This window comes from Cystobacter fuscus DSM 2262 (assembly GCF_000335475.2).
GTDB lineage: Bacteria > Myxococcota > Myxococcia > Myxococcales > Myxococcaceae > Cystobacter > Cystobacter fuscus.
In genome coordinates, this window is sequence record NZ_ANAH02000018.1 from 126101 (window position 1) to 151211 (window position 25111).

22 protein-coding genes are annotated in these 25111 nt (G+C 69.2%); 15 read left to right on the forward strand and 7 right to left on the reverse strand.

Features of this window, described 5'->3' with window-relative positions; all coding sequences use genetic code 11:
• Positions 1-12: 12 nt before the first annotated feature.
• Positions 13-390 carry a hypothetical protein gene (locus D187_RS28890; RefSeq protein WP_002623722.1) on the reverse strand — a complete coding sequence of 126 codons (378 nt, stop codon included), beginning with the start codon at positions 388-390 and terminating at the stop codon, positions 13-15.
• A 144-nt stretch (positions 391-534) separates the two neighbouring features.
• Between D187_RS28890 and D187_RS28895 the strand changes: the two genes are divergently transcribed.
• The 5 genes from D187_RS28895 to D187_RS52750 all read left to right on the forward strand — a co-directional run bounded on the left by D187_RS28895 (position 535) and on the right by D187_RS52750 (position 3600).
• Entirely contained in the window at positions 535-807 is a 273-nt protein-coding gene (locus tag D187_RS28895) for a MoaD/ThiS family protein (RefSeq protein WP_043431892.1), read from the forward strand.
• 3 nt (positions 808-810) lie between these two features.
• Positions 811-1317: a M67 family metallopeptidase gene (locus D187_RS28900; RefSeq protein ID WP_002623726.1), complete on the forward strand. Its 507-nt coding sequence runs from the start codon at positions 811-813 to the stop codon at positions 1315-1317.
• Positions 1318-1481: 164 nt separating this feature from the next.
• On the forward strand, positions 1482-2267 hold the full coding sequence (gene cysC / locus D187_RS28905) for an adenylyl-sulfate kinase (protein ID WP_002623728.1): 786 nt from the start codon (positions 1482-1484) through the stop codon (positions 2265-2267).
• A gap of 85 nt (positions 2268-2352) precedes the next feature.
• Positions 2353-3237: an ATP-dependent sacrificial sulfur transferase LarE gene (larE, locus tag D187_RS28910; RefSeq protein ID WP_002623730.1), complete on the forward strand. Its 885-nt coding sequence runs from the start codon at positions 2353-2355 to the stop codon at positions 3235-3237.
• A 198-nt stretch (positions 3238-3435) separates the two neighbouring features.
• Positions 3436-3600, forward strand: a complete 165-nt coding sequence (locus D187_RS52750) for a ribbon-helix-helix domain-containing protein (protein ID WP_002623731.1) — start codon at positions 3436-3438, stop codon at positions 3598-3600.
• A 14-nt stretch (positions 3601-3614) separates the two neighbouring features.
• On the opposite strand, the gene D187_RS28915 is transcribed toward D187_RS52750, so the two are convergent.
• The 3 genes from D187_RS28915 to D187_RS28925 all read right to left on the reverse strand — a co-directional run bounded on the left by D187_RS28915 (position 3615) and on the right by D187_RS28925 (position 7019).
• Entirely contained in the window at positions 3615-5528 is a 1914-nt protein-coding gene (locus D187_RS28915; RefSeq protein ID WP_002623732.1) for a permease, read from the reverse strand.
• Between the two features lie 76 nt (positions 5529-5604).
• Positions 5605-6036, reverse strand: a complete 432-nt coding sequence (locus tag D187_RS28920) for a MerC domain-containing protein (protein ID WP_002623733.1) — start codon at positions 6034-6036, stop codon at positions 5605-5607.
• A 125-nt stretch (positions 6037-6161) separates the two neighbouring features.
• On the reverse strand, positions 6162-7019 hold the full coding sequence (locus tag D187_RS28925) for a tRNA pseudouridine synthase A (protein WP_002623734.1): 858 nt from the start codon (positions 7017-7019) through the stop codon (positions 6162-6164).
• Between the two features lie 66 nt (positions 7020-7085).
• Between D187_RS28925 and D187_RS28930 the strand changes: the two genes are divergently transcribed.
• The 4 genes from D187_RS28930 (at position 7086) to D187_RS56440 (ending at position 13196) form a co-directional block, all read left to right on the forward strand.
• Positions 7086-8042 (forward strand): AgmX/PglI C-terminal domain-containing protein, encoded by a 957-nt coding sequence (locus tag D187_RS28930; RefSeq protein ID WP_002623735.1) that lies wholly within the window; start codon positions 7086-7088, stop codon positions 8040-8042.
• Between the two features lie 54 nt (positions 8043-8096).
• On the forward strand, positions 8097-8729 hold the full coding sequence (locus D187_RS28935; protein WP_002623736.1) for a hypothetical protein: 633 nt from the start codon (positions 8097-8099) through the stop codon (positions 8727-8729).
• Positions 8730-8934: 205 nt separating this feature from the next.
• Entirely contained in the window at positions 8935-10212 is a 1278-nt protein-coding gene (gene clpX, locus D187_RS28940) for an ATP-dependent Clp protease ATP-binding subunit ClpX (protein WP_002623737.1), read from the forward strand.
• A 500-nt stretch (positions 10213-10712) separates the two neighbouring features.
• Positions 10713-13196: a Kelch repeat-containing protein gene (locus D187_RS56440; protein WP_002623738.1), complete on the forward strand. Its 2484-nt coding sequence runs from the start codon at positions 10713-10715 to the stop codon at positions 13194-13196.
• 156 nt (positions 13197-13352) lie between these two features.
• Here D187_RS56440 and D187_RS28950 read toward each other — a convergent pair whose 3' ends face one another.
• Complete coding sequence (locus D187_RS28950; protein ID WP_002623739.1) at positions 13353-14873, reverse strand: Hsp70 family protein; 1521 nt, start codon at positions 14871-14873, stop codon at positions 13353-13355.
• A gap of 347 nt (positions 14874-15220) precedes the next feature.
• On the opposite strand from D187_RS28950, the gene D187_RS28955 reads away from it, so the two are divergent.
• From D187_RS28955 to D187_RS28980, 6 genes are all read left to right on the forward strand, one after another.
• On the forward strand, positions 15221-17485 hold the full coding sequence (locus D187_RS28955) for a PrkA family serine protein kinase (protein ID WP_002623740.1): 2265 nt from the start codon (positions 15221-15223) through the stop codon (positions 17483-17485).
• Between the two features lie 141 nt (positions 17486-17626).
• On the forward strand, positions 17627-18520 hold the full coding sequence (locus tag D187_RS28960) for a S1 family peptidase (protein ID WP_002623741.1): 894 nt from the start codon (positions 17627-17629) through the stop codon (positions 18518-18520).
• Positions 18521-18574: 54 nt separating this feature from the next.
• Positions 18575-19039 (forward strand): deoxycytidylate deaminase, encoded by a 465-nt coding sequence (locus D187_RS28965; protein WP_002623742.1) that lies wholly within the window; start codon positions 18575-18577, stop codon positions 19037-19039.
• A gap of 227 nt (positions 19040-19266) precedes the next feature.
• The gene (locus tag D187_RS28970) at positions 19267-19944 is read left to right on the forward strand and encodes a histidine kinase dimerization/phospho-acceptor domain-containing protein (RefSeq protein WP_002623743.1); all 678 of its coding nucleotides are present in this window, start codon (positions 19267-19269) and stop codon (positions 19942-19944) included.
• Between the two features lie 81 nt (positions 19945-20025).
• Positions 20026-21459: an enhancer binding protein Nla6 gene (gene nla6, locus D187_RS28975; RefSeq protein ID WP_002623744.1), complete on the forward strand. Its 1434-nt coding sequence runs from the start codon at positions 20026-20028 to the stop codon at positions 21457-21459.
• Between the two features lie 337 nt (positions 21460-21796).
• Entirely contained in the window at positions 21797-23812 is a 2016-nt protein-coding gene (locus tag D187_RS28980; protein ID WP_043431903.1) for an ArsA family ATPase, read from the forward strand.
• A gap of 41 nt (positions 23813-23853) precedes the next feature.
• Here D187_RS28980 and D187_RS28985 read toward each other — a convergent pair whose 3' ends face one another.
• Together D187_RS28985 and D187_RS28990 are read right to left on the reverse strand one after the other, a co-directional pair.
• Positions 23854-24312 carry a hypothetical protein gene (locus tag D187_RS28985; protein ID WP_002623747.1) on the reverse strand — a complete coding sequence of 153 codons (459 nt, stop codon included), beginning with the start codon at positions 24310-24312 and terminating at the stop codon, positions 23854-23856.
• 72 nt (positions 24313-24384) lie between these two features.
• Positions 24385-25065, reverse strand: coding sequence for a tetratricopeptide repeat protein (locus D187_RS28990; RefSeq protein WP_002623748.1), 681 nt, complete (start codon positions 25063-25065; stop codon positions 24385-24387).
• Between the last annotated feature and the right edge of the window lie 46 nt (positions 25066-25111).

A 25111-nucleotide genomic window follows, 5' to 3' on the forward strand; every position in this document is an offset into this window, starting at 1 on the left:
GGCGGAGCGGGCTCACGGGGTGGTCGTGGCGGGGCAGGCCTTGAGCGCATCGGGCTGGCGGGCGAAGACGTACTCCAGACGATCCCGCGTCTCGCCGGTGGCCTCGTTGAAGAGGGGCGTGCCGCCCGTGAACATGGTGCCCTCGGGATGGCCGTAGCGGTCCAGCTTGTGCTCCTTGAGCCAGCGGTCCACGCACGCCTCCTGCGCGGCCCTCGAGCCTCCATCCGTGGCCGGGGCGCCCGCGTCCTCGGCCGGGGCGCCCGCGTCCTCGGCCGGGGTGCCCGCGTCGGTGGAGGCGGTCTCCTCCTTGGGCGTGGGGGCTTCGGCGGTCTTCTTGGGACAACCGGTGGTGAGGCAGGCGGCGGCGAGCAGGATGAGCGCGTGTCTCATGGATCCTCTTGGGAGGGCGGCGAGTGGAGGCTCGGGCGGGGCGCCGGAGCGCGGCGGGAAGATAGGCATGGGGCCTGGAGGACGGGCAGCTTTTCACCGGGGGCGGGGGTTGACGGCGGCGGGGGGTTGGGCCAGACGGAGGGCATGGCCATGGTCCGCATCCCCACCGCCTGGCGCGGCCTCTCGGGAAGACAGGGCGAAGTGAGAGTCCCCGGCGCCACCGTGGGCGAGGTGCTCGAGCACCTGGGCCGGCTCCACCCGGAGCTGGGCGCGCGGGTGCTCGATGAGCGGGGCGCGGTGAGGCGCTACGTCAACGTGTTCCTCAACGACGAGGACATCCGCTTCCTGGCGGAGCTGGCCACGCCCGTGGCGGACGCGGACCGCCTCACCCTCATTCCGGCCATGGCGGGCGGGTAGGGCGTGGCCCCCGCCCACGGCGTCCCCGCCCCTGGAGGCGGGGACGGGGCGCTCCTGCCGGACGACCTGGGCGAAGTCGTCCGCCACCTGGAGTCCGCCTGGCCGCGGGAGGGCTGTGGGGTGCTGCTGCGCGCGGGGCGCACGGGGCCCTGGCGCTGCCGCCCCCTGCGCAACGTCCAGGACGCGCTCCATGAGGAGGATCCGGTGCGCTTTGCTCGCACCTCCCGGACCGCCTACGCTTTCGAGCCGCGTGAATGGCTCGGCGTCCTCCTGGAGGCCGAGGCGCGGGGGGAAGTGGTAGCGTGTGTGTACCATTCCCACGTGGACGGTCCGGCGGATTTTTCCGCTGAGGATTCCCGCCAGGCGGCTCCGGACGGCCAGCCTCTGCTACCGGGGGTGGGCTACCTGGTGATGGCGGTGAGGGCGGGGCGCGTCACGGCCGCGTCACTCTCGCGCTGGGAGGCGGGGGGTTTTCGCTCCTGGCCACTCGCCACCACGAAAATCCCCTGAGAAGACGAGCGCTTGTCCAGTTGTTCTCTCTACCTGCGGAAAGGTAGGCACGAATTGTCAAACGACCGGTTTTTCGTCTATAACGCCCCGGACTTTTGATCTGCCGCGCTCTTGGGGGGCTCCGAATGTAAACGCCCTGAGAAGCGCAGGGAGTTTGAACCCGTATGGCGCAGACGCTTGGTTTCACCGTGTGGCTGACCGGCATGTCCGGAACTGGCAAGAGTACGATGGCCGCCTACATCGCGGCCCGGCTCCGCCAGGTCGACCGCAACGTGGAGATTCTCGACGAGAACGAGCAGGGCAACGAGCTGTGGCAGGGCCTGGGCGACAGCAAGGACGAGCGCATGACGATCGTCCGGCGGCTCGGGTACGTGGCCGGCCTGCTCACTCGCAACAACGTGGCGGTGCTGGTGCCCTGCGTGAGCCCCTACAAGGCGGGCCGCGAGGACAACCGGCGCATCATTGGCCGCTACATCGAGGTGTACGTCGACTGTCCGACCGAGAAGCTCATCGAGCGCGACAGTACAGGGCGCTACAAGAAGGCGCTCGGTGGAGAGATCCCCAACTTCATCGGCATCACCGAGCCGTATGAGCCGCCCGCCTCGGCCGAGGTGGTGATCCACTCGGATCAGGAGAGCGTGGAGGAGGGGGCGGCGAAGATCTTCCAGTCGCTCTTGGATCTCGGCTACGTGACCACGGAAGAGCTGAAGATCATCACCGGCAAGAAGATGAAGGCGCAGCCGCCCACGCAGGTGGAGGTGACGCGGGTGTCCTCGGCCAAGCCGGCCAAGCCGTCCAAGGCGGCGGGCAAGGCGTCGGCCAAGGCGGACAAGGGCCCGAAGGCCTCGTCCAAGGGCGCCAAGGCGCGTCCCGCGGCGCGGGCGGCCCGGGTGGCCAAGCCCACCAAGGCGGGCAAGAAGGCGTCCGCTTCCAAGCGCAAGGCCCGCTAGTCGGGCGGCCTCGGAGCGTTGGCCTCTCCACGGACCCTCGGGTTGCATGGGCAACCCGGGGGTTCTTCGTTTATAGAGGGCCCCCATGCTGACCCCCGAGCGCATCCAGGCCCTGTGTGAGTCCTCCCGCCCCAAGCTCGAGGCGATGCGCGCCCAGCTGCGCGCGCATGGCTCGGCGTTGGTGGCCTTCTCTGGCGGCGTGGACTCCACCTTCGTGCTGAAGATCGCCGTGGAGGAGCTGGGCGAGCGCGCCCTGGCGCTCACGGCGCTGTCGGCCTCGGTGGCCCCCGAGGAGGAGCGCGAGGCGCGCGAGCTGGCGGCCCGGCTGGGCGCCCGGCACGTGGTGGTGTCCAGCGACGAGCTGTCCAACCCCCAGTACGCGGCCAACCCCACCAACCGCTGCTACTTCTGCAAGACGGAGCTGTATGACTTGTGCGAGGTCCAGCGCCGGGAGCGGGGGCTCGCGGTGGTGCTGGACGGCTTCAACGCGGACGACTTCAAGGATCACCGCCCGGGGCACAAGGCCGCCCAGGAGCACGCGGTGCGCTCGCCCCTGGCGCTCGCGGGGCTGACCAAGGAGGAGATCCGCGCCTGGAGCCACGCCCTGGGGCTGCCCACCTGGGACAAGCCGCAGATGGCGTGCCTGGCGTCGCGCATCCCCTATGGCACCTCGGTGACGCGCGAGCGGCTCTTCCAGATCGCCGGCGCCGAGTCCGAGCTGCGCAAGCGCGGCTTCCGCCAGTTCCGCGTGCGCTACCACCAGGAGGTGGCGCGCATCGAGCTGGCCGCCGAGGAGTACGAGCGCTTCCTGTCCGCCGAGCTGCGGCGCGAGGTGGACGCCGCCTTCAAGGCCCTGGGCTTCAAGTTCGTGGCCCTGGATCTCGAGCCCTTCCGCTCCGGGAGGATGAACGACGCGGCCGGCATCTCCAGGCCCTCCGCCGACGTCCATCCGCTGCCCGTCGTGAGCTGAACCAGCTACGCCACGGCTGATCCGACAGCGGATCCAACAGGTTGGTGGCTGGAAGTTGGATCCTGTTTCGGATCGAACGTAGAGCTTGCCCCGCGCGAGCGCGAACCCCGCCTCCCCGGGTGATCCCCCAGGTCAGTGGGTTTCTTGCGATCTCTCGCACATGTGCGACAACGTGCGCACCTGTAGGAGACAACGCACATGGACATGAATCCTCGCCTCACCTCGGTGGTGTTCCGTCTCAGCCGCGAGAAGCTGGATGCGCTCAAGGAGCTGTCGCGCTCGACGAGGATCCGCCAGAGCGAGTACCTGCGCGAGGCCATCTCGGACCTGCTGACGAAGTACGAGGACAGCCTGGTCGACTGAGGGGCCGGGAGCGCCTAGCCGTCGCGGGAGTGGCGGCAGGCGCCGGAGTGACACGCCGGGCCATGGACGTGGGCCCGGCGGGGCCGCCAGCGCAGCGGCGCCCGGAGGGGGGAAGTGGCGCGGCCCGGGCCGGGCGCTTCGGGGGTGGGGGAGTGGTGCACGTGACCGCAGGCCGGTCCATGCACATGGAGCTGGGAGATGCGCTCCCCGGTGGGGACGCTGGTCTCCGCTCCCGGCGAGGCGGGCCACATCTGCGCGAGGAAGGCGTGGGGGCCCTGCCGCAGCAGCGAGGCGAGGAAGACGGCGCCCAGGAGGATCAACCCCACCCATTCGAGTGCTCCACCATGCGCCTCGTGGGGCTGGTGCGCGAGGCCCGTCTGGGCCGGCAGCAGCGCGTTGAGCGCGAGCCCCATGCCCACGGAGCTGAGTGCCACGACGCCCGCGAAGGCCGCGGTCACCTTGCGCCCATGCAGCCGGGCCATGACGGCGAAGGTGGTGACGTTGGTGGCCGGGCCGGTGAGCAGGAAGGCCAGCGCGGCGCCCGGGGACATGCCCTTGTGCAGGAGCACCGCCACCAGGGGCGTGGCGCCCGAGGCGCACACGAAGCTGGGCACGCCGAGCAGCGCGAAGAGGGGCACGTCCACGCCCGGCGGCAGGCGCGAGAGCCATTGCGCCTGGAGCAGGGGCTCGATGAGGGCCGCGAGCCCCAGGCCCACGAGGATCCACGGCGCGGTGTGGTCCACGGACTCGACGAGCCCCTCGCGCAGGCCATGGGCGATGCGCTGGCGCAGGGGCGGGACGGCCTGCCCGGTGGAAGAGGAGGGGGCGGGGGTCGGGGAGGTGGGAACCAGCCGGCCCACGATGACGCCGGAGAGCACGGCCACGGCGAAGGCACCGCCCAGGCGCGCGAGGGTGAGGGGCCAGCCGATGAGCGGCACCGACATGATGAGCGCGCTCACGCCCAGCTCCGGCGCGGCCACGAGGAAGGACAGCGCGGCGGCGACGGGGACGCCCTTGCGGATGAGGCCCCGGTACACGGGGAGCACGCCGCAGGAGCACAGCGCCAGGGGCATGCCCACCACGCTGCCGCGCAGGGCCTGGGACAGGGAGGAGCCGCGGCGCAGCCACCCGAGCGAGGCCTCTCCGAGGAAGGCCTGGAGCAGCCCGGAGAGCACATAGGCGACGAGCAACGCGGGCGCCGTCTCCAGGGAGAGCGACAGGAAGGTGGCGCCCGCGCCGAGCTCTCCGGGTTGCGCGCCCAGCACCGGGTGCGCGTGGGAGATGAGCACGAGCAGCGCCACGGCCGCGAGCGCCCCGAGCCCCGCGGTGAGCCGCTGGGAGGCGTCCTGGGCCTCGAGGCCCGGGCGCGCTCGGAGCAGGGCGGGCAGGAGCGCTCCGGCGGTGAAGGACTGGAACAGGGCGGCGGCCCGCAGGGCGCCGGGGGCCTGCACTCCACCGCCCCAGCCGAGGCTCACCGCGCCGACGAGCATCACGCCCGCCAGCAGCGCGCTGGCGCCCAGGACCCCGGTGCGCGGACGCACGAGCCACCACAGACCCAGCGCGAGGGGGAGCCGGTGCAGGACCACCGCGAGCACGGTGAGCGCATCACCCTGGGGGCCCAGCAGCGACAGGGCCCGTCCCTCCAGGGCCGCGTGGGCCACCAGTCCCGCGATGGCGAGCACCCCTCCGGCCGAGGCTGGCAGCCGTCGGCGTGACGCCAGTGCCAGCCCTCCGCCCAGCACCGCCGCGCCCAGCGCCTCCGGGCCCGCCACCGCCACGCCGTGGGGGAGGATGTGCACCAGCACCAGCCCTGCCAGCGCGACGAAGAGGAAGCCCTCCACCGCCACGCGCGCCGTCCTCCGCCCCTCGACGAACCACTCCACCAGGGGGGCCAGCATCCATGCAGCCAGACTGAGAGACAGGGTCATCGCGTCTTCCCGGTAATTCGTGATGGAGCGGGAATCTTGCGCTGTTGTGCGGAACGGAACAAGCCCGGGAGGGTCGTCAGCGGGCGTTGACGACGGCCTCGGCGCAGCCGTCCTGGCAGCGGCGGCGGTTGAACCCATGCGCGATGACCAGCACGGTGGCGCCCAGGGCGGTGACCGCCGTCTCCCGCGCGCTCCCGTGCTCCAGGAACTGGGCGAGGACCAACAGGCCCAGTCCCAGGGCGCCGAGGGCGAGCACGCGCCCATCCCGGTGCCGCCTGAAGCCCGGCACGAAGCTGACCCCGCCGAGCACGGCCGCCAGCATCACCATGCCGAGGTGGATGGGCGTCTCTTCCAGGGCGTGGCTCATCACCGCCGGCAGCGCGCCCAGCACCAGGGGCAGCACCAGGCAGTGGACCATGCACAGCAGCGACAGCGCCTGGCCCCACCGGTCCCACCGGCCCGTCCCGGAGCTGTTTCCTCGCGTGCGCTCCAAGACCTTGGGGCTCATGGGCCCGCCTCTTAGATGAAATCCAGTGGCAGGAGCAACAGACCTTCGTGATCCGGACATCGAGCAACCATATTGCAAAAGCAACTGGATTGCATTTGAAGCGGCTTTCCCCCCATCGGCCCCGCTCAAGCCGCCTGGACGTCCGCCTCCTCGGGGCTGATGAAGGGCGGCTCGAGCGGCAGTCGCGGCGGCCGGGCGCGCTCCTCGGCCGGGAACGGATCCTTGTCGGCCGGGTAGCGCACCTCCCAGAGCAACAATCCCTGGGCGGGGGCCTTGAACCCCGGAATGGAGCTGCCCGTGTCGAGCGCTTCGCGGTAGCGCTCCTCTGATAGGCCCCCGGCGGCGGTGAGCAGGGCGGTGCCCACGAGGTAGCGCACCTGGTAGCGCCCGAAGCCATCTCCCTTCAGCCGCGCCTCGAACAGACCTCCGCCCAACGCGTGCAGGGTGGCCGACTCCAGCGTGCGCTGCTTGCGCAGGCTGGAGTTCTCGTGGAACGCCCGGAAGTCCCGGCATCCCACCGCCGCGCCGAGCAGCTCCGCCACCCGCTCCGGCGTGGGCACGCGGCCCTCCAGGCGGGGCTCCAGCTCCGGCTCCATCACGAATGGCCGCCAGGCCTCGGCCACGCGGCCCCCCAACTGGACGCGGTAGCGGTACTCCTTCCCACTGGCGCTCCATTGGGAGTGGAAGCCCTCGGGCGGACGCCGGGCCACGCACAACCCCAGGTCCGGGGGCAAGTGGGGTGGTAGCCGCTCCGACAGCATCTCCGAGGTGTAGCAAGGAGGCAGGCGGAGGCTGGCCACCTGCATGCGGGCATGGACGCCGCGGTCGGTGCGGCCCGCCGGCATGAGGGGGTAGGGGACACCCGCCTTGCGCAGGGAGTCCTCGAGGACTTCCTGGACGGTGGGGCCCTCGGGCTGGCGCTGGAAGCCCCGGAAGGCCGTGCCTCGATACCAGATCCACAAGGCGGCAGGCGTGCGTTTCATGAAGGGTCGAGCCGGGGCGGGAGGGGCGTTGCGATAGCGCGCGGAGCCTAGGATACTTCGCGCCTCATGTCGGCCGCACAAGACCTCCACCTTCCCGAACAGGCCCAGCCTCCCTCTCAATGGCTCTACCGCCAGGGAGATCTCGTCCTCGGGCCCCTGACCGGCCAACAGCTGGTGGACAAGCTCTACGCGGGCGACATCACCGGCGATACCGAGGTGTCCTCGGCGGGCCCGAGTGGCTTCCGCAAGCTCAAGGACCTGGAGCCCTTCCAACTGCACGTGGCCCAGGCGGTGGTGAAGCTGCGCGTGGAGGCGGAGGCGCGGGCCGCGCGGGCGCGCCGCAACCGGCAGCAGGCGGTGGCCGGCGCCATGGCATTCGGTCTGTTCTCCGCGCTCGGCGTCGGTGCCTGGCAGCTCTCGCGCTACGCCGCCGTGTACCTGCCGGGTGGCGGCGAGGAGTTCACCCTCCAGGTGGATCCGCCCGTCATCACCCCCGCGCGCCGCTCCATTCCCGAGGAGCTCTTCGACTACCCCGGCGAGCCCAAGCGCGCCCCGGCTCGCCCCGCCGACGCCGCGCCGGACAAGCCCGCGGTGGACGCGCCCGCGGGCGACAAGCCACCAGGGAAGGCACCAGAGAAGGTGGCGTCCGTGGAGCCCAAGCCGGGCCGCAAGAGCGGCGGCCGTCCCACGGGCCGGGTCTCCACGGATCCCGACGGCCTGTCGACCGAGGTCAACTACGACATGGGCGCCATCAACCGGGTGGTGAAGGCCCAGCAGGGCACGCTCAGTCACTGCTTCAAGGAAGAGGTCGAGCGCAGCCCGGGCTTCGCGGCCAAGGTGCCGCTGGAGTTCACCATCGGCAACGACGGCCGGGTGGCGCAGCTGTGGATCGACAACCCCCGGCTCAAGAAGGGGCCGCTCTTCGAGTGTCTGCTCGGCGAGCTGAAGAAGTGGCCCTTCAAGGCCTACACGGGTGAGCGCGCCACGGTGAACCTGGCGTTCACCATCGGCAAGAAGCGCTAGGGGGCGGCGGGCCGCTTTTTTGCCCCCCCTGTCTTCCTGACGGATACAGGGTGCATGCTCTCTGTAGCCGAAGCCGACATCGAGAAGAAGGCCGCCGAAGTGCCCCCGGGCACCTTCCGCCACACCGTGCTCGTGGCCGCCAAGCGCTTCAAGTCCACCTGGGCGGAGCTGGGCAAGCTGCTCGTGCAGGTCAAGGACGAGAACCTCTGGGAGTCCTGGGGCCACGCCTCCTTCGAGGCCTATTGCCTCAAGGAGCTGCACATCAAGAAGCAGACCGCGCTCAAGCTGACTCGTTCCTTCAGCTTCCTCGCCCGCCACGAGGCCGCCGAGGAAGTGGCCCAGCCGGAGTTCCCCCAGAAGGCCCCTCCCTTCGAGGTCATCGAGGTGCTCGCCGACGCCGAGGAGCGTGGCCAGCTCTCTCCCCAGGAGTACCGTTCACTCCGAGACAGCATCTGGGACGCGGAAAAGCCCGCCAGCGAGCTGAAGCGGGAGGTGGCCGAGCGCTTCCCCCGGCCTCCCCCGGAACCGCCTCCGGAGAGCTTTCAGGTGAAGAAATTGGCCCAGATGGCGCGTAAGCTGGCCGCCGAAGTGTCCGGATGTCGGCGAGTCCCCCACGCCGTCGCTGAGCGGGCGAGCGCCCTGGCCCAGGATCTCGAGGAGTGCGCTTCGAGCGTGAATGACGCCTGAACGAGTGTTACTCAACGCTGACCTCGTCCAGCGGTGCACATGCCGGTGGGCGTCACATTCGGGATGGGCTTCCTGTGGATTCGGGAGGCGCCTATATTTCGCTGACGGTTGTTCGCGACGTGGGCAGCCGGGCGACTTGGGTGTGGTGAGGGTGTCGGCTAGGCAGGCTCCGGGTGACCGGGGTCGGTAGAACTCGGAGGCGGCAGTGAAGAAGGAGCACCACGTCAACCTGTCCTGCTCGTTCTGCGGCAAGTCGCAGCGCGAGGTCCGCAAGCTCATCGCGGGCCCCACGGTGTACATCTGCGACGAGTGCATCAAGCTGTGCAACGACATCATCGCGGACGAGAACGAACGCGAGGAGGGCAAGCCGCAGGTCAGCTTGCCGACGCCAATGGAGATCAAGGCGTTCCTCGACGACTACGTCATCGGTCAGGACCAGGCGAAGAAGGTCCTGTCGGTCGCCGTGTACAACCACTACAAGCGCATCTACCAGAAGAAGCCGGCGGCCCGGCCTCGTCCGGGGATGAAGCCCTCGGGTTCCGAGGACGTGGAGCTGAGCAAGAGCAACATCTTGCTCGTGGGCCCCACGGGTAGCGGCAAGACACTGCTGGCCCAGTCGCTCGCACGCTTCCTCAACGTTCCCTTCACCATCGCCGACGCCACCAGCCTCACCGAGGCCGGCTACGTGGGCGAGGACGTGGAGAACATCATCCAGAACCTGCTCCACAACGCCGATTACGACGTGGAGAAGGCGGCGCGCGGCATCGTCTATATCGACGAGATCGACAAGATCGCGCGCAAGGGTGACACGCCCAGCGCCACGCGCGACGTGGGCGGCGAGGGCGTGCAGCAGGCGCTCTTGAAGATCATCGAGGGCACGCGCGCCAACGTCACGCCGCGGGGTGGCAAGAAGTACAACCAGCAGGAGTACGTGCAGGTTGATACGACGAACATCCTCTTCATCTGCGGCGGCGCCTTCCACGGCATCGACGGCGTCATCAAGCGCCGCGTGGGTGAGAAGGGCCTGGGCTTCGGCGCGAAGATCACCCACCGCGAGGAGCGCAGCGTGGGCGAGCTGCTCGCCATGGTGGAGCCGGAGGATCTGATGAAGTTCGGGATGATTCCCGAGTTCATCGGCCGTCTGCCGGTGGTGGCGACGCTCAACGATCTGAAGGAGGAGGATCTCATCACGATCCTCACCCAGCCGAAGAACGCCCTCATCAAGCAGTACCAGAAGCTCTTCGAGATGGAGAAGGTGAAGCTGACCTTCACCAAGGAAGCGCTCAAGGCGATCGCCCGCGAGGCCATGCGTCGCAACTCCGGAGCGCGCGGCCTGCGTGCCATCCTCGAGGACGCGATGCTCGACATCATGTACGACGTGCCGTACCGGGACGGCGTGAAGGAGTGCAAGATCACCGAGACGGTGGTGACCAAGCACGACGCGCCCCAACTGGTGCTGGAGAAGGAAAAGAAGTCGGCGTGAGTGTCCGCTGGAGCCTCCCTTGCCTCTCCCCTTTCGAGGGGATGACGGCAGGGGAGTGTTCCGGGCGAGTGTCGTCGCCCTCCCGCTTCATGGCCTCTTCGCTCCCGCCCCGATTCTGAACGAGCGCCGCCGCACCGCGGCGGATTGATGTGCGCGGGTGCGACTTGCGCACCTCGTCATCGGCGCGGCCTCCTCATCCCCTCGAAAGCGTGAACCTCTCCCCGCGGGCCCGGAGTCCTGGTGGCCGCTGTGGGTGTGGTGCGCTCATTCACGCGGGTTGAGCCCCGGACTCTTCGCGTCCACCTTCTCGCGCCTGCCCCTCCCGCATTCGGGACTTCATGGGGACTCGCACTAAACCAGTTCTCCTAGAATTTTACACAATTGTGAATGTGTTGAAATTTATCAATTGTACTTGAATTCTGAAAGTTCCTTTGTTAAACCGGGCTCGTCCTCCAGGGCCAAGGCGAAGGGCCCGGGTTCCACGCGGCAAGGGGAAACACATGAAGACGAGCGCGAAGAGCCGAAACACGCGGCGCATGAATCGGCGGGTGGTGGTGCGCAGTTCGGTGGCGCTGGCGTTGTCGACGCTGGTGGCGTGCCAGGGAACGGCCGACGAGACGGGTGAGGGCCTCGCGGCGGATGGCTCCCAGGCGCTGCTGTCCTCCGCGATCGCGCCGACGCTGAAGTGGGCGTGGACGGGCAGCGAGGTGCTCCCCGACTACAAGCAGGTGATGACCACGCCGGTGGTGATCGACCTCAACCGGGACAGCGTGCCGGACATCGTCTTCAGCACGTTCGCGGGCTCGAACTACAGCAGCGATGGCGTGCTGCGCGCCATCAGCGGCGACGATGGGCACGAGCTGTGGACGGTGACGGAGTCGGCGCTGCGCGTGAAGGCGGCGGCGGGCCTGACGGCGGGCGACATCGACGGCGACGGCCGCGTGGAGGTGTGCGCCATCCCGGAGAACGGGCGCGGCGTCATCTGCTTCACGAATGAAGGTGCCCTCAAGCTGCGCACCCCCGAGGGCGCGTACGACTACAACGAGTGGGGCGGTCCTGCGCTGGCGGACCTGGACGGCGATGGCCAGGTGGAGATCCTCGACGGCAACCGCGTCTACACCGCCACGGGCGCGCTCAAGTGGGTGGGCTCGGACGGCATGGGCGGGGCGAAGTACACCGGCCCCAACGCCTTCGCGGCGGACATCGATCAGGACGGCCGGCAGGAGCTCATCAACGGCCGCTCCGTGTACCGCGCCGATGGCTCGCTCCTGTGCGCTCCCTCCACGGTGCCCCACGGCTTCGCCGCGGTGGGCAACTTCGACGCGGATGACCGGGGCGAGATCGTCGTGGCCGGCCGTGACCAGGTGAGCCTGGTGGACGACACCTGCACGGTGCTGTGGAGCGTGGCGGTGCCGGGTGGCGGCCACGGTGGCGTGCCCAACATCGCCGACTTCGACGGCGACGGGCAGCCGGAGATCGGCATCGCCGGCAACAGGCTCTTCAGCGTGCTGAAGGCGGACGGCTCGGTGCTCTGGTCGAGCCCCATCCGCGACCTGAGCTCCGGCAAGAACAGCTCCACCACCTTCGACTTCGACGGTGACGGCAAGCTCGAGGTGGTCTTCACCGACGAGACGTACCTGCGCATCTACGACGGCGCCACGGGCACGGTGCTCTTCGAGACGAAGAACAGCTCGGGCACCACGCACGAGGGCCCCGTGGTGGCGGACGTGGACGGGGACTACCAGGCGGACATCGTGGTGGGCGCCAACAACCACGCCTACCCGGGCTTCAACGGCATCCGCGTGTTCCACGGCGAGGGCTGGAAGAGCGCCCGCCGCATCTGGAACCAGCACGCCTACGCGGTGACGAACATCGAGGATGACGGCTCCATCCCCGCCCAGCCGGCCACCAACTGGCTCACCGAGGGACTCAACACCTTCCGCTCCAACGGCCCCGGGCCGGCCGCCCCCTACTGCGCGCCGGGCACCTGGACGTCGGCGCCCAGCCTCGCCGCGCCGCGCATCCTCCACACGGCCACGCGGCTGACCAACGGGCGCGTGCTGGTGCTGGGTGGCTTCAGCCGCACCTCCGAGATCTTCAACCCCTCCACCAACACCTGGTCCAACACCGGCAACACCCGCACCACGCACCGCTACCACACGGCCACGCTGCTCAACGACGGACGCGTGCTCGTGGCGGGCGGTGATGGCGCCAGCGCCACCTCCTCGGCCGAGGTGTACGACCCGGCCACCGGCTCCTGGTCGGCCACGGGCAACCTGAGCACCTTCCGCCTGCGCCATGCCGCCGTGCGCCTCAAGGACGGACGCGTGCTGGTGGTGGGCGGGCAGAACAAGGCGGGCGGCACCGCGCTCGCCTCGGCCGAGCTGTACGATCCGGCCACGGGGACCTGGTCCGCGACGGGCAGCCTGAACCAGGCGCGCTACACCTTCACCGCCACGGCGCTGTCCAACGGCCGGGTGCTGGTGACGGGTGGTTCCAACGGCGGGGCGAACCTGGCCTCGGCCGAGGTGTATGACCCGGCCACCGGTGCCTGGACGGCGGTGGGCTCCATGGCCCATGGCCGTCTGGATCACACGGCCACCGCGCTGCCGGGCGGCAAGGTGCTCGTGGTGGGCGGCGAGGCGAACAACGCGGTGGGTGCCGCCACGGCCGAGCTGTTCGACTCGGCCAGCAACACCTGGTCGCAGGCCGGCAGCCTCTCCACGCCCCGGCGGGATCACACGGCCACGCTGCTGCCCTCGGGCGCCGTGCTCGTGGCGGGCGGTTACAACCCGAAGAACTCGGGCATCCTCACCACGGCCGAGCTGTTCGATCCCTCGCGCCGCGCCTGGTGCCCGGCGGCCAGCATGAGCACGGACCGCTACTACCACACCGCCACGCTGCTGCAGGATGGCCGCGTGCTGGTGGTGGCCGGCAACAGCAACACCAACCAGGCCGCCGTCGAGCTGTTCCAGCAGCAGTAATCCCGACGCTCGGGTGTGGTTTCCGGCCCCGGCCTGGGTGCGCGACGCGCTCCCTCGCCGGGGCCCGGCTTTTGCGGGCAAGGCCCACAGGCGCGCGGGGTCCACCGGGAAGGGAAGCGGGAGGAGGGGCGGGGGCGAAGCGGGGAGAGGGGGGCGTCAGGCGGAGCTGACGCGCACCGTGGTGGTCATCTCGCGGCCGGTGGCCGGGTCGCGAGCGCGCATGGTGAGGATGCCTTCCACGTTCACGTCGAAGGTGATCTCCACCTGCACCGAGCCCGCCTTGGCCGGGCGGATGCCGGAGAAGGTGAACTCGCCGAGCAGATCGTTCCTCGCCACCTGCTCGTGGTCCCCCTGGAAGATGCGCATGGCCAGCTCGGTCTGACTGTCCCGGCTGGTGGTGGCCACGAGCTGCTTCGCGTTGGGAATGGGCGCGTTGCGCGGGAAGACGGTGTGGAAGGCCCCTCCGGCGCGCTCCAGGCCAATGGCCATGGGAATCACGTCCAGCAGTTGCAGGCGCAGGCTGGAGTTGTCCTCCAGGCTCTTGGCGTAGAGCGCCGCGCCCACCGCCACCGCCTCGTCCGGGTGCACGCCCTTGCTCGGCGCCTTGCCGAAGAACTTGGTGAGCCGGTCCTGCACGATGGGCATGCGCGTCTGGCCACCCACCAGCAGCACCTCGTCGATGTCCTTGGTGGACAGCCCCGAGTCCACCAGCACCCGCGCCACCATCTGCAGGGTGCGGTCCACCAGGTGATTGGTGAGCTGCTCGAGCATCTTGCGCGTGAACTTCATCTCGATGTTCAGGGGCTGGCCCTGCGACGTCATCGTGATGAAGGGGATGTTGAACTGGACGTCGTCGCGCGCGGACAGATCGATCTTCGTGCGCTCGGCCAGGTCCTTGATGCGCTGCATCGCCACCGGGTCCGTCGCCAGATCCAGGCCCGTCTTGGACGCGAAGTCCTTGAGCACGTGGTGGATGATGGCGTTGTCGAAGTCGATGCCCCCCAGGAACACGTCGCCGCCGGTGGCCTTCACCTCGAAGACGCGGTCGCGGATCTCGATGATGGACACGTCGAAGGTGCCACCCCCGAGGTCATACACGAGCACCTTCTTGTTGACGCTCTTGCCCGCGCCGTAGGCCAGCGCCGCCGAGGTGGGCTCGTTGATGATGCGCACCACCTCCAGATCGATGAGCTTGCCCGCCTCCTTCACCGACTGGCGCTGCCGATCATTGAAGTACGCGGGCACCGTCACCACCGCGCGCTTGATGGGCGTCTTGAGGTAGTTGGCGGCCACGTCGCGGATCTTGTTGAGGATCTTCGCGCTGATCTGTTGGAGCGAGAACTCCTTCTTGCCCACGTCCAGGAGGACTTCGTTCTTCTTGCCGGGGCGCATCGAGTACGCCACGAACTTCTTCATCTCCGTGACGACGTCGCTCTGGAAGGAGCGCCCCACCAGCCGCTTGGAGCCGTAGATGGTGTTCTTCGGGTTGAGCTGCCACTGGCGCTTGGCCTCGTAGCCGATGAGCTCGTTGCCCTTGTCGTCGATCGCGAAGATCGAGGGAATAGTGTACTCGCCTCCCTTGTAGGGGATGAGTTTCACGTTCCCACCGTCCTCGACGATCGCGGCGCACGAGTTGGTCGTGCCGAGGTCGATGCCGATGATGGGATCCTTTTGCATCGCGCGTGAACTCCGGGGAAGTGGGCGGCGGGGCGGGAGGCGCGCCCCCGCTTATCAATTCGCGACGTTAGTGCAACTTCACGGGGGTGCGCGAGCGCGAGGTCTCCTTCGGCCCGTCGCAGGGGGAGTCGCCAGGGGGTGGGAGCCGGTGGACGGGGGGGCGAGCCCGCCCGGGGGGTGGGGGGAGGGCCGGCGGAGAGCAAGGCCCCGGACACAAGGTGATGAGTCCCCTGGACTTCGCGCGGGCCGGGAGGAAAGGTCTGTGGGCCCCCGGCGTTTCGTGGCGGCGGCCCGCCCAGGTTGATTCGAGTGGGTTCCAAACACCCAGGCACAGGAGGAGAAGACCCGTGGAAGCCAAACGATACCTGCAGGAAGTGGGCGCCCAGGTGTCAGACGACTTCGTCAAGAACCGCTCCATCCTCTCCTTCGAGGAATACCTCACGCTCTTCATGGCGGAGCCTCGAGGCCAGGCGCGCAATGCCGCCCAGTACTTGCGCGACGTGATGGACTCCTTCGGCACGGAGACCGTGACGCACCCCACCGGGAAGATGCGCCGCTTCAAGGTCTTCGACGTGCCCGGCGGCGACCACCGGGACGGCCGCGTCGCGGGCCAGGAGGAGGTGCAGAACGCCGTCTACCGGATGCTCGGCAACTTCACGCGCGCCGGCCGCATCAACAAGCTCATCATGATGCACGGCCCCAACGGCAGCGCGAAGTCCACCTTCGTCAACGCCCTCAAGGCCGGCATGGAGCACTACTCGCGCCAGAGCGAGGGGGCGCTCTACCACATCAGCTGGATCTTCCCCTCGGAGAAGCTCGTCAAGGGCTCCATGGGCTTTGGCGGCGAGCGCATCCCCGCCGCCAGCGGGGACCTGTCCACCTACGCGCACCTGGACGCCGACTCCATCGACGTGCGCATCCCCTGCGAGCTGAGGGATCCGCCCCTCTTCGCCATTCCCCCCTCCGAGCGCCAGCGCCTGCTCGAGGGCGCGCTCAAGAAGAAGGGCGTGGGCACCGCGGAAGGGCAGGGCGAGGGCGACTTCGTCCTCTCCGACTTCATGCTGCACGGAGAGCTGTGCCACAAGTGCCGCAGCATCTACACGGCGCTCCTGGCCAACTACAAGGGCGACTACATGCAGGTGATGCGCCACGTGCGCGTCGAGCGCTTCTACATCTCGCGCCGCTACCAGGAGGGCACGGTGACGGTGGAGCCGCAGATGAGCGTGGACGCCATGTACCAGCAGGTGTCCGCGGACCGGGCCAAGCTGCTCAACATGCCGCCCGCGCTGCACAACGTGGCGCTCTTCGAGCCCCAGGGCGCGCTCGTGCACGCCAACCGCGGCCTCATCGAGTACTCGGACCTGCTCAAGCGCCCGCTGGAGGCCTTCAAGTACCTGTTGGGCTTCAGCGAGACGGCGCAGGTGCCGCTCGAGCACTTCGTGCTGCAACTCGACGAGGTGCTCCTCGCCTCGTCCAACGAGAAGCACCTGGGTGCCTTCAAGGAGCTGCCCGACTTCGCCTCGTTCAAGGGCCGCATCGAGCTGGTGCGCGTGCCCTACCTGCGCCGCTACAAGGCGGAGCAGGAGGTGTACGACGCGCAGATCACCCCCACCACCGTGGGCAAGCACGTGGCCCCGCATGCCACCGAGGTGGCCGCCATGTGGGCCGTGCTCACGCGCCTGAAGAAGCCCATCCCCGACCGCTACCCGCCCGGGGTCAAGGAGCTGGTGGATCAGATCACCCCGGTGGAGAAGATGTTCCTCTACGAGGACGGGGTGGTGCCCGACCGGCTCAGCCTCGCGCACGGCAAGGAGCTGCGCAAGCTCCGCGCGGACATGTACGAGGAGTCCGACGCCTACCCCAACTACGAGGGCCGCAGCGGCGCGAGCGCCCGGGAGATCAAGACGGCGCTGTTCAACGCCGCGCAGCACCCGGACTACAAGTGCCTGCACGCGCTCGCGGTGTTCGAGGAGCTGGAGGCCATCTGCAAGGACAAGAGCGTCTACGAGTTCCTCCTGCAGGAGGTGGTGGACGGCTACCATGACCACGAGGAGTTCGTGCGCGCGGTGCAGGCCACCTACCTCGACAAGGTGGACGAGGAGGTGCGCGAGTCCATGGGCCTGGTCTCCGAGGGGCAGTACCGCGAGCTCGTCGAGCGCTACGTCTACAACGTGAGCCACTGGGTGAAGGGCGAGAAGATCCGCAACCGCCACACCGGGGCCATGGAGCGCGTGGACGAGCAGCGCATGGCGGAGATGGAAGCCATCGTCATGCCCAAGGGGGAGGAGCCGGGCGAGTTCCGCCGGGGGCTCATCTCGCAGGTGGGCGCGCACAAGCTGGACCATCCGGACGACACGGAGATGGACTACCCGCGCATCTTCCCGGACCTGTTCCGCCGCCTGCGCGACCACTACTTCGAGGAGCGCAAGCGCGTGCTGCGCCGCAACAAGGAGAACGTCCTCAAGTACCTCTCCGAGGACCGTGGCACCCTGTCCGCGCGCGAGCAGTCCCAGGTGGAGAGCACCCTGAAGACGATGAGCGAGCGCTATGGCTACTGCGAGCACTGCGCCAAGGACGCCATCCTCTTCCTCATGAAGAAGCGCTACGGCTGAGCGGCTCCCGGGCGGCCAGGGGAGCTGGCGCACGGAGGGTGGGATGCTTTCCGGTGGGGCCTCGGAGGGGGAAGATCCTTGGGGCCTCACAGTTGGAAACTCCGGCCCTCTCTCCCCTTGTCCCTCCCCCTTGGAGCCTCGATGACGCGTTTCACCCTCGGCCTGCCCGGCCTGATCGCCCTGTTGTCCTGCGCGGCCACGTCGGCCTCGCCCGTGGCCCCTGCTTCCACGCAAGAGGCGAGGACGGACAACGCCGCGCCCGAGGTGGCCCGGCCGGTGGAGGCCCCCGCGCCGCGGCTGTCGCGCAAGGCGCAGGTCCAGCGCATCCTCCCGCACAACGTGCGGCTGGCGCTGCTCGAGGGGGAGAAGGTCCGCAGCACCGCCTCCGGGGTGGTGATCGGCAACGAGCAGACGCCGAAGGGGCCCATCAGCTACGTGCTCACCAACGCGCACGCGGTGGATACGCGGGAGCTCAAGCACCCGGGCCTCGTCGTCATCGTGGACGAGCGGGCCGACTCCACCGAGTACCGGGCCGAGGTGGTGGCGCTCGGGGCGGTGCCGGACATGGACCTGGCGCTGGTGAAGGTGCCCGGCCTGCCGCGCACGCCCGCGCGGCTCGCCACGGACGCGGAGCTGGAGATGGGCGAGGACGTGGTGGTGGCCGCCTCTCCCTTCGGCCGCGCCCTGTCGCTCTCCGGCGGCATGGTGTCCCAGATCGAGTGGGACAAGGAGAGCAAGCGGCCGCGCATGGTGAAGACGGACGCGCCCATCGGCTATGGCGCCTCGGGCGGCGGCATCTTCAGCCTGGAGTCCGGCAAGCTGCTCGCCATCGTCGAGGGCTACCGCACCGCCAAGGTGGGCTTCTCCGTGGCCGAGCAGGACTTCAGCTTCGACGTGCCCATGCCCGGGGAGACCTTCGCCGCGCCGGGCGCCAAGGTGCGCCAGTTCCTCGCCCAGCGCGGCTTCTCCCGGCTGCTGGGTGAAGGAGTGGGCGAGGCGGGCGGCCCGGCCGGGGCGCAGACCGCCAGCCGCTAGTCGCTAAACTCGACAGGGGGCGCCTCCACGGTACATCCCACGGGGGAGGCGCATATGGGCAACCGCAGTTCGTGGGATCAGTACTTCATGGACATCGCGCGGCAGGTCGCCAGCCGGGCCACCTGTGATCGCAAGCACGTGGGAGCGCTCCTGGTGCGAGATCGCACGATCCTCTCCACGGGTTACAACGGCTCCATCCGGGGCATGCCCCACTGCTCGGACGTGGGCCACCTGATGGAGAACGGCCACTGCGTGGCCACCGTCCACGCCGAGGCCAACGCCATCATCCAGGCGGCCAAGAACGGCGTGCGGATCGACAGCGAGCGCGACAAGCCCACCACGCTCTACACCACCGCCAGCCCCTGCTGGCCGTGCTTCAAGCTGATCGCCAACTCGGGCGTGAGCCGCATCGTCTATGGCGAGTTCTACCGGGATCCGCGCATCTTCGAGTACGCCGCCCGCCTGGGCATCGAGCTCGTGGGTCCCGGGCCGGAAGAGCAACCCTCCGAGCGTCGATAAACGGCACCGGGTGTCCAGCGGCGCACGGACCTCGAGTGCATTGGCGCTTGAAGGCAGGGGAAGCGTTCGCGAGACAACATCCCGAGGGCCGAGTGGCGGACGCTTGGTGTGGGAATTCCTCTTGCCCAGCAAGAATTACCGACCCAGGGTTGACGGTAATAACGCCAGTCCCTAAATCCTCGAAGCGACGGGGCGGCGATGGGCGCCAGTCAACCTCAGGAGAATCTGTGATCAACTCCACGGCTGCGAATAGCGGCGCGCCCCCGGTGCGCGAAGTGACGGAGACGGTGGTGGACGCCGCGCGCTACAGCACGGTGCCTTCCCTGATGGACAGCCTGCTGCACGATGTGCGCAATCCCTTGAATGCGATGTCCATCCACCTGGAGGTGTTGACCGAGAAGCTCAAGGTCGACGGCCAGGTGCCGCCCTCGCAAGAGAAGAACCTCAAGTCCATGCGTGAACAGATTCAGCGCGTGGATGGCATTCTGCGGCGTTTCGCGGAGTTCATCGTCAGCCGCCCCGGAGGTGCCGGGGAGGCGGATCTGTCGGAGACGGTGACACGTGCCATGGAGGTCCTGGCGCATGAGAGCCGCAAGCGGCGGCTCCAGGTGCGCCCCACGCTCGCGCCCGGCGTCCGGGCGCGGCTGGCGGACATCGGGGAGCTGGGCTTCCTCGTGGTGCAGGCGCTGACGCGGGCCTATGGCCGCTCGGAGACGGGGCACGAGGTCACGGTGGTGGTGCGCCGTGAGGACGCGAAGGCGGTGTTCGAGGTGGTGGACGCGAACGCCGCCGGGGTGGCGGGGAGCAGTGAGGCCTCGGCCGCCCTGGAACTGCGGTGTGCGCAGCTCGGTGTGGAGCTGCATCTGCTGGCCGGCACCTGCCGGTTGAGCTTCCCGCTCGCCTGATCCCAGGCGGGGCGGGGTGGTCTGGATTTTTTTCTCTCATCTTTCTCTTCATCCGAGCCGTTTTTGATGTCTGGAGGTCCCGTGGGCAGCGCGCGAATTCTGGCCGTGGACGACGAGCGCGATTCATGTGAGGCGCTGGCGGAGATGTTGACCGCCTGGGGTCACAAGGTGGAGACCGCCTTCGACGCACACGAGGCCCTGCGCAAGGCGGGCGAGTTCCGTCCGGACGTGGTGTTGTCGGACCTGGCGATGCCGGAGACGGACGGCCTGGGGCTGTTGCGCACGCTGCGCGACGAGCTGCCGGACTGCCCGGTGGTGCTGCTCACCGGCCACGGCACCATCGATGCCGCGGTGGCCGCCATCCGCGAGGGCGCCTACGACTTCATCGTCAAGCCGGTGGACACCGCGCGCCTCAAGGTCTGCATCGACCGCGCCCTGGAGAAGAAGGAGACGATGCGCGAGGTGCAGGGCCTGCGCCGGCGCCTCAAGCAGCTGGGCGCCACGGACTTCATCGGCCAGTCGGCGGTGATGCGCAAGGTGTTCGATCTCATCGAGAAGGTGGCCCCCTCCAAGGCGAGCGTGGCCATCTCCGGTGAGTCCGGCACGGGCAAGGAGGTGGTGGCGCGCTCCATCCACAACCTGTCGCAGCGGCGCGACAAGCCCTTCGTCGCCATCAACTGCGCCTCCATCCCCGCCACCCTCATCGAGTCGGAGATCTTCGGCCACGAGAAGGGCGCCTTCACCGGCGCGGATCAGCGCCGCCCCGGTGTGTTCGAGCTCGCCCACGGCGGCACACTCTTCCTGGACGAGTTGGGCGAGATCCCCATCGAGCTGCAGGCCAAGCTCCTGCGCGTGCTGGAAGAGGGACGGCTGCGGCGGCTCGGCGGCAAGGTGGAGCTCGAGGTGGACGTGCGCGTCTTGTGCGCCACCAACCGCGATCTCAAGAAGGAGATCGAGGCCAAGCGCTTCCGCGAGGATCTCTACTTCCGCCTCAACGTCTTCCAGATCCACCTGCCACCCCTGCGCGAGCGCCGCGACGACGTGCCCATCCTCGTGCAGCACTTCGTGGAGAAGTTCCGCGGAGACTCGGCCAAGCGCGTGACGGGCGTGCACCCGGACGCCATGGAGACGCTCAAGAACCACGAGTGGCCGGGCAACATCCGCGAGCTGCGCAACGCCGTGGAGCGCGCCGTCATCCTCTGCGATGGCGAACTCATCATGCGCGAGCACCTGCCGCCCGACATGGCGGGCAAGAGCCCCGAGCGCCACACCTTCCGGCTGCCCTACGGGCTGTCGCTCGACGCGGTGGAGCGCGAGTACATCCTCGGCAGCCTCCAGCGCAACAGCAACAACAAGGCGCGCACGGCGGAGATCCTCGGGGTGAGCGAGAAGACGCTCTACAACAAGCTCAACCGCTACGCGGCCGAGGCCCGTCAGGGCAAGGGCGGCGAGGGCAATACCCTGTCGTCGGGCCATGGCGGCTCGCTCATCAACAACGGCCCCGAGTTCCGCTGAGCGGACTTCGTGGACCCCGCACACCCTGCCTACCCCACAGGTGGGGTCGCGGGCGGTGGGCGCGCGTGAATCGGGCGGCCAGGTAGGCGGGCGCCCGGCTTCACGGTTGTCTTCGTTCGAGCGATGACGCACCGCGTTGGGTCGGGGGGGGACTGCCCGGTCTCTGCTTGACTCACAGGGTCGCGGCGGGCGATCCTTCAGGTCACACCACACCTCATGCGGCAGCCGGTAAGACTGTTCCCCACCCGAACAGAAGTCCGGCGAGTCCCGTTCGTGACCGTCCCCGAGAGGACGGAGGCGGGTTCGGCCGAGGGGTGTCAAGGAAGGCCATGTGTTCATGAGCGACGCACGAGTTCTTCACTTCTTCGGCGGCAAGGGTGGGGTGGGAAAGACCACACTCGCGGCGGCGTACGCCCTGCGGCTGGCGGATGAAGCGCCCAAGGAGCGGGTGCTGCTCGTCTCGTTGGATCCGGTGCGTTCGCTGTCGGATCTGCTGCGCAAGCCCCTGACGGGCAAGCCGACGAAGCTGGAGGCCGAGGAGACGGCGGAGCCCGTGAAGGAGGCCCCCAAGGCCAAGGGCAAGGGCGCCAAGGCGAAGCCGGACGGCGGCGTGTGGGCGATGGAGCTGGAGCCGGGCGCGCTGGGCAAGTCCTTCCTGAGCAAGTACGCGTCGGCGTTGCAGAAGGCGGCCGGCAAGGGCACCCACCTGTCGGAGGACGAGCTGGGCAAGCTGTACACCCAGGCCACGCCGGGGCTCGAGGAGCTGCTGGGGCTCTTGTACGTGGCGGAGCTGGCGGAGAGTGGTGAGTTCGATCGCGTGGTGGTGGACACCGCGCCCACCAGCCACACGCTGCGCCTGTTCGACATGCCGGTGGGTCTGCGCAAGTTCCTGGGCGTCGTGAGGGTGGGCTCGGAGAAGGGCTCGGGCGGCAAGGGCAAGAAGGCCGCCGCCGTGGCCGAGGAGCCCGGGTTCCTCGAGGAGCAGCTCGCCCGCGCGGAGAAGCTGCTCGCGCTGCTGAAGGATCCGGCGCGCACGGCCTTCCACCTGGTGGCGCTGGCGGAGCCGGTGCCCGAGGCCCAGACGCGCATGTACTTCGCGCAGCTGCGCGAGCGCGGCATCCCCGTGGTCGAGGTGGTGGTCAACCAGGTGGAGGACAAGGACGGCTGTGCCGCTTGTCTGGGCCGCCGCGGTCTCCAGGCGCCGCACGTGCGCAAGTATCAGGCGCTGGACAAGAACGTGCCGGTGCACCTGGTGGGCCGGCGCGAGGTGGCGCCCCGGGGCCTGGAGTTGCTCAAGCCCTTCGCCCAGGAGTGGGCGAGCGGCAAGGAGACCAAGACGCTGGAGTTCGCCGCCGCCGAGGGGCCTCCCGCCCTGGTGCGCGCGCCCTCCATGCCTCCCATCGCCGCGCCGCCGCTGCCGCCCACGCGGCTCATCTTCTTCGTGGGGCAGGGCGGGGTGGGCAAGAGCTCCTGCGCCGCCGCCGCCGCCGTCACGCTGACGGAGAAGGAGGGGCCGGTGCTCCTCATCTCCACGGATCCCGCGCACTCGCTGTCCGACGTGCTGCAGAGCCGGCTGACGGACGTGGAGACGCAGGTCAAGGGCACCAAGGGCCTGTACGCGCGCGAGCTGGACATGGCTGGCTGGTTCAACGCCGTGCGCAAGCGCTGGAAGGAAAAGGCGGAGAAGGCCTACGAGGGCGCGCCCAAGACGGGCAACGACGTGCCGGTGGATCTGCTGCTCTTCCGCAACCTGCTCGACGCGGCCCCCGCGGGCATCGACGAGCTGGCCGCCCTGTCGTGTCTGACGGATGCCCTGGTGCAGGAGCGCTTCAAGCGCATCGTCGTGGACGGCGCCCCCATGGTGTCCACCCTGCGCGTGGTGGAGCTGGTGGACACGGCCCGGAGCTGGTTCGGCGCCCTGCAGAGCGTGCTGTCCAAGCACAAGTCCAAGGGCCTGGGTGAGCTGGCCGAGGACATGGCCGGCTTCCTCAAGCACATCAAGCGTTTCGAGGAGGCCCTGGCCTCGCCCACCGAGTCGCGCTTCGTCGTCGTCACGCGTGGTGAGGAGCTGGCCGCCGAGCGCTCCGAGCGCCTGGTGCAGTACCTCAAGGATCGCAAGCTCCAGGTGGAGCGCGTGCTGGTCAACCGCGTGGGGCCCAAGGCGGACTGCCCCAAGTGCGAGAACCGGCGCAAGAACGAGCTCAACGCGGCCAAGAACATCGAGAAGACGATTGGCCTGCCGGTGACGGTGGCGCCCGCCCTGGGCCGTCACCCCGCCGGTCTGCGCGAGCTCAAGGCGTTCCGCACCGCCTGGTACGCCCTGAGCGCCACCGCGAAGACGAAGGCGGCCTGATCGGCCGCCGTGCCCCTCTCCCTCGCCGGCAGGGGGGTGCTTCAGCGCAGGTGCAGCCCACCCATGTTGCGCAGCACGCGCGGCAGCTGGTAGCGCAAGCCCTCCAACAACGGGTGCGTGGGCCGCGAGCGGAGCGCCTGGGGCAGGGCCTGGCCCTGTTCGAGCTGGAGCGCGATCGCCGGGCCCGCCAGCATCAGGCAGAGCGCCGGGACGATGCACAGCCCCACCGGCACCACCGTCGCGCCCACCAGGTGCAGTGCGCGCCGCGTCGCCGAGGGCCGCCCCGGCAGCGCCGTCAGCGTGCTCAGGCACCCGGCGAACAGGGCACCTCCGAGCAGCCCCAGCAGCGCCGCCAGCAGCCAGCTCGCCCCGCCCAGCACCGTGCCCAGCACGGGCTCGACGACGCCGGGCGCCGACGCCGCCAGCAGGAAGGCGAAGAAGAAGGGCGTCAACGCCACCAACGCCACCAAACCCCACTGCCGTCCCTCGAGTCTCACCATCCCCACCACCTCCCCAGGGAAAGGGTGGGCCGGGGCTCCCGTGCCGCCAAGTCCGTCAGGCGGCGATCCGTTCTATGCATCGCACTCCGGCGGCAGATCGGAGAACGTCCCCAGCGCGCCGAGCTGGAGCGCTCCCTTCTCGCTCAGCGTGCCCTCGACGGAGGGCTCGTTCGGGAAGGTCACCCGGAGGGTGCGCCCCCGGAGCGTGTAGGTGCCGGTCCGCTTCCGGGTGGTGACGCGCTGGGCCTTCTCGTCGAAGCCCGTCCGCTCCAGCACCACCCTCCGGGCGTCCGGGAAGGTGAGCTTCTCGCGGGCCATCCCCGCGTCGAGTTTGAACCACGTCACCCGGCGCAGCAGCTTCGGCAGATGGGCCTCGTTCTGGGGGGACAGGCCCAGCAGGCGCTGCCAGCCCAGGGTGTCGCGGATGGGATCCAGGTCCGCGTCGGCCTTGGCGCGCGTGAGCCGGCGCGGATCCAACTCGACCGAGCGCGTCAGGCGCTCGACGATCGTCTCCCGGTAGGCCGAGTGGTCACAAATCTTCCCCTTCTTGCGCAGCACCCCCAGGGTGGCCGCCACGTTGTAGTGGGCCAGGGCCATCTGCGGATCCGCCCGGGCCGCGGCCTCGAACTTTTCCAGGGCCTCGGGATATTGGCCCGCCTGATAGAGGCGGAAACCCTGGGTGTTGAGGGTGCGCGCCGAGGGGGCGGGCGCGGCGGACAGCAGGAGGGCGAGCAGCAGCGGGAGGGCGTCCATGTCGTCTCGACGAGGCGGGAAGGTGGGGATTCAGCGTACCGCGTAA

What these genes read in the sequence shown, in the direction of transcription:
- D187_RS28890 (WP_002623722.1), bottom strand. Translation starts at nt 390, where the DNA reads ATGAGACACGCGCTCATCCTGCTCGCCGCCGCCTGCCTCACCACCGGT.
- D187_RS28920 (WP_002623733.1), bottom strand. Translation starts at nt 6,036, where the DNA reads ATGAGCCCCAAGGTCTTGGAGCGCACGCGAGGAAACAGCTCCGGGACG.
- D187_RS28985 (WP_002623747.1), bottom strand. Translation starts at nt 24,312, where the DNA reads ATGGTGAGACTCGAGGGACGGCAGTGGGGTTTGGTGGCGTTGGTGGCG.
- D187_RS28980 (WP_043431903.1), top strand. Translation starts at nt 21,797, where the DNA reads ATGAGCGACGCACGAGTTCTTCACTTCTTCGGCGGCAAGGGTGGGGTG.
- D187_RS56440 (WP_002623738.1), top strand. Translation starts at nt 10,713, where the DNA reads ATGAAGACGAGCGCGAAGAGCCGAAACACGCGGCGCATGAATCGGCGG.
- D187_RS28895 (WP_043431892.1), top strand. Translation starts at nt 535, where the DNA reads ATGGCCATGGTCCGCATCCCCACCGCCTGGCGCGGCCTCTCGGGAAGA.
- D187_RS28965 (WP_002623742.1), top strand. Translation starts at nt 18,575, where the DNA reads ATGGGCAACCGCAGTTCGTGGGATCAGTACTTCATGGACATCGCGCGG.
- D187_RS28915 (WP_002623732.1), bottom strand. Translation starts at nt 5,528, where the DNA reads ATGACCCTGTCTCTCAGTCTGGCTGCATGGATGCTGGCCCCCCTGGTG.
- D187_RS28950 (WP_002623739.1), bottom strand. Translation starts at nt 14,873, where the DNA reads ATGCAAAAGGATCCCATCATCGGCATCGACCTCGGCACGACCAACTCG.
- D187_RS28990 (WP_002623748.1), bottom strand. Translation starts at nt 25,065, where the DNA reads ATGGACGCCCTCCCGCTGCTGCTCGCCCTCCTGCTGTCCGCCGCGCCC.
- larE (WP_002623730.1), top strand. Translation starts at nt 2,353, where the DNA reads ATGCTGACCCCCGAGCGCATCCAGGCCCTGTGTGAGTCCTCCCGCCCC.
- D187_RS52750 (WP_002623731.1), top strand. Translation starts at nt 3,436, where the DNA reads ATGGACATGAATCCTCGCCTCACCTCGGTGGTGTTCCGTCTCAGCCGC.
- D187_RS28960 (WP_002623741.1), top strand. Translation starts at nt 17,627, where the DNA reads ATGACGCGTTTCACCCTCGGCCTGCCCGGCCTGATCGCCCTGTTGTCC.
- D187_RS28925 (WP_002623734.1), bottom strand. Translation starts at nt 7,019, where the DNA reads ATGAAACGCACGCCTGCCGCCTTGTGGATCTGGTATCGAGGCACGGCC.
- D187_RS28935 (WP_002623736.1), top strand. Translation starts at nt 8,097, where the DNA reads ATGCTCTCTGTAGCCGAAGCCGACATCGAGAAGAAGGCCGCCGAAGTG.
- D187_RS28930 (WP_002623735.1), top strand. Translation starts at nt 7,086, where the DNA reads ATGTCGGCCGCACAAGACCTCCACCTTCCCGAACAGGCCCAGCCTCCC.
- cysC (WP_002623728.1), top strand. Translation starts at nt 1,482, where the DNA reads ATGGCGCAGACGCTTGGTTTCACCGTGTGGCTGACCGGCATGTCCGGA.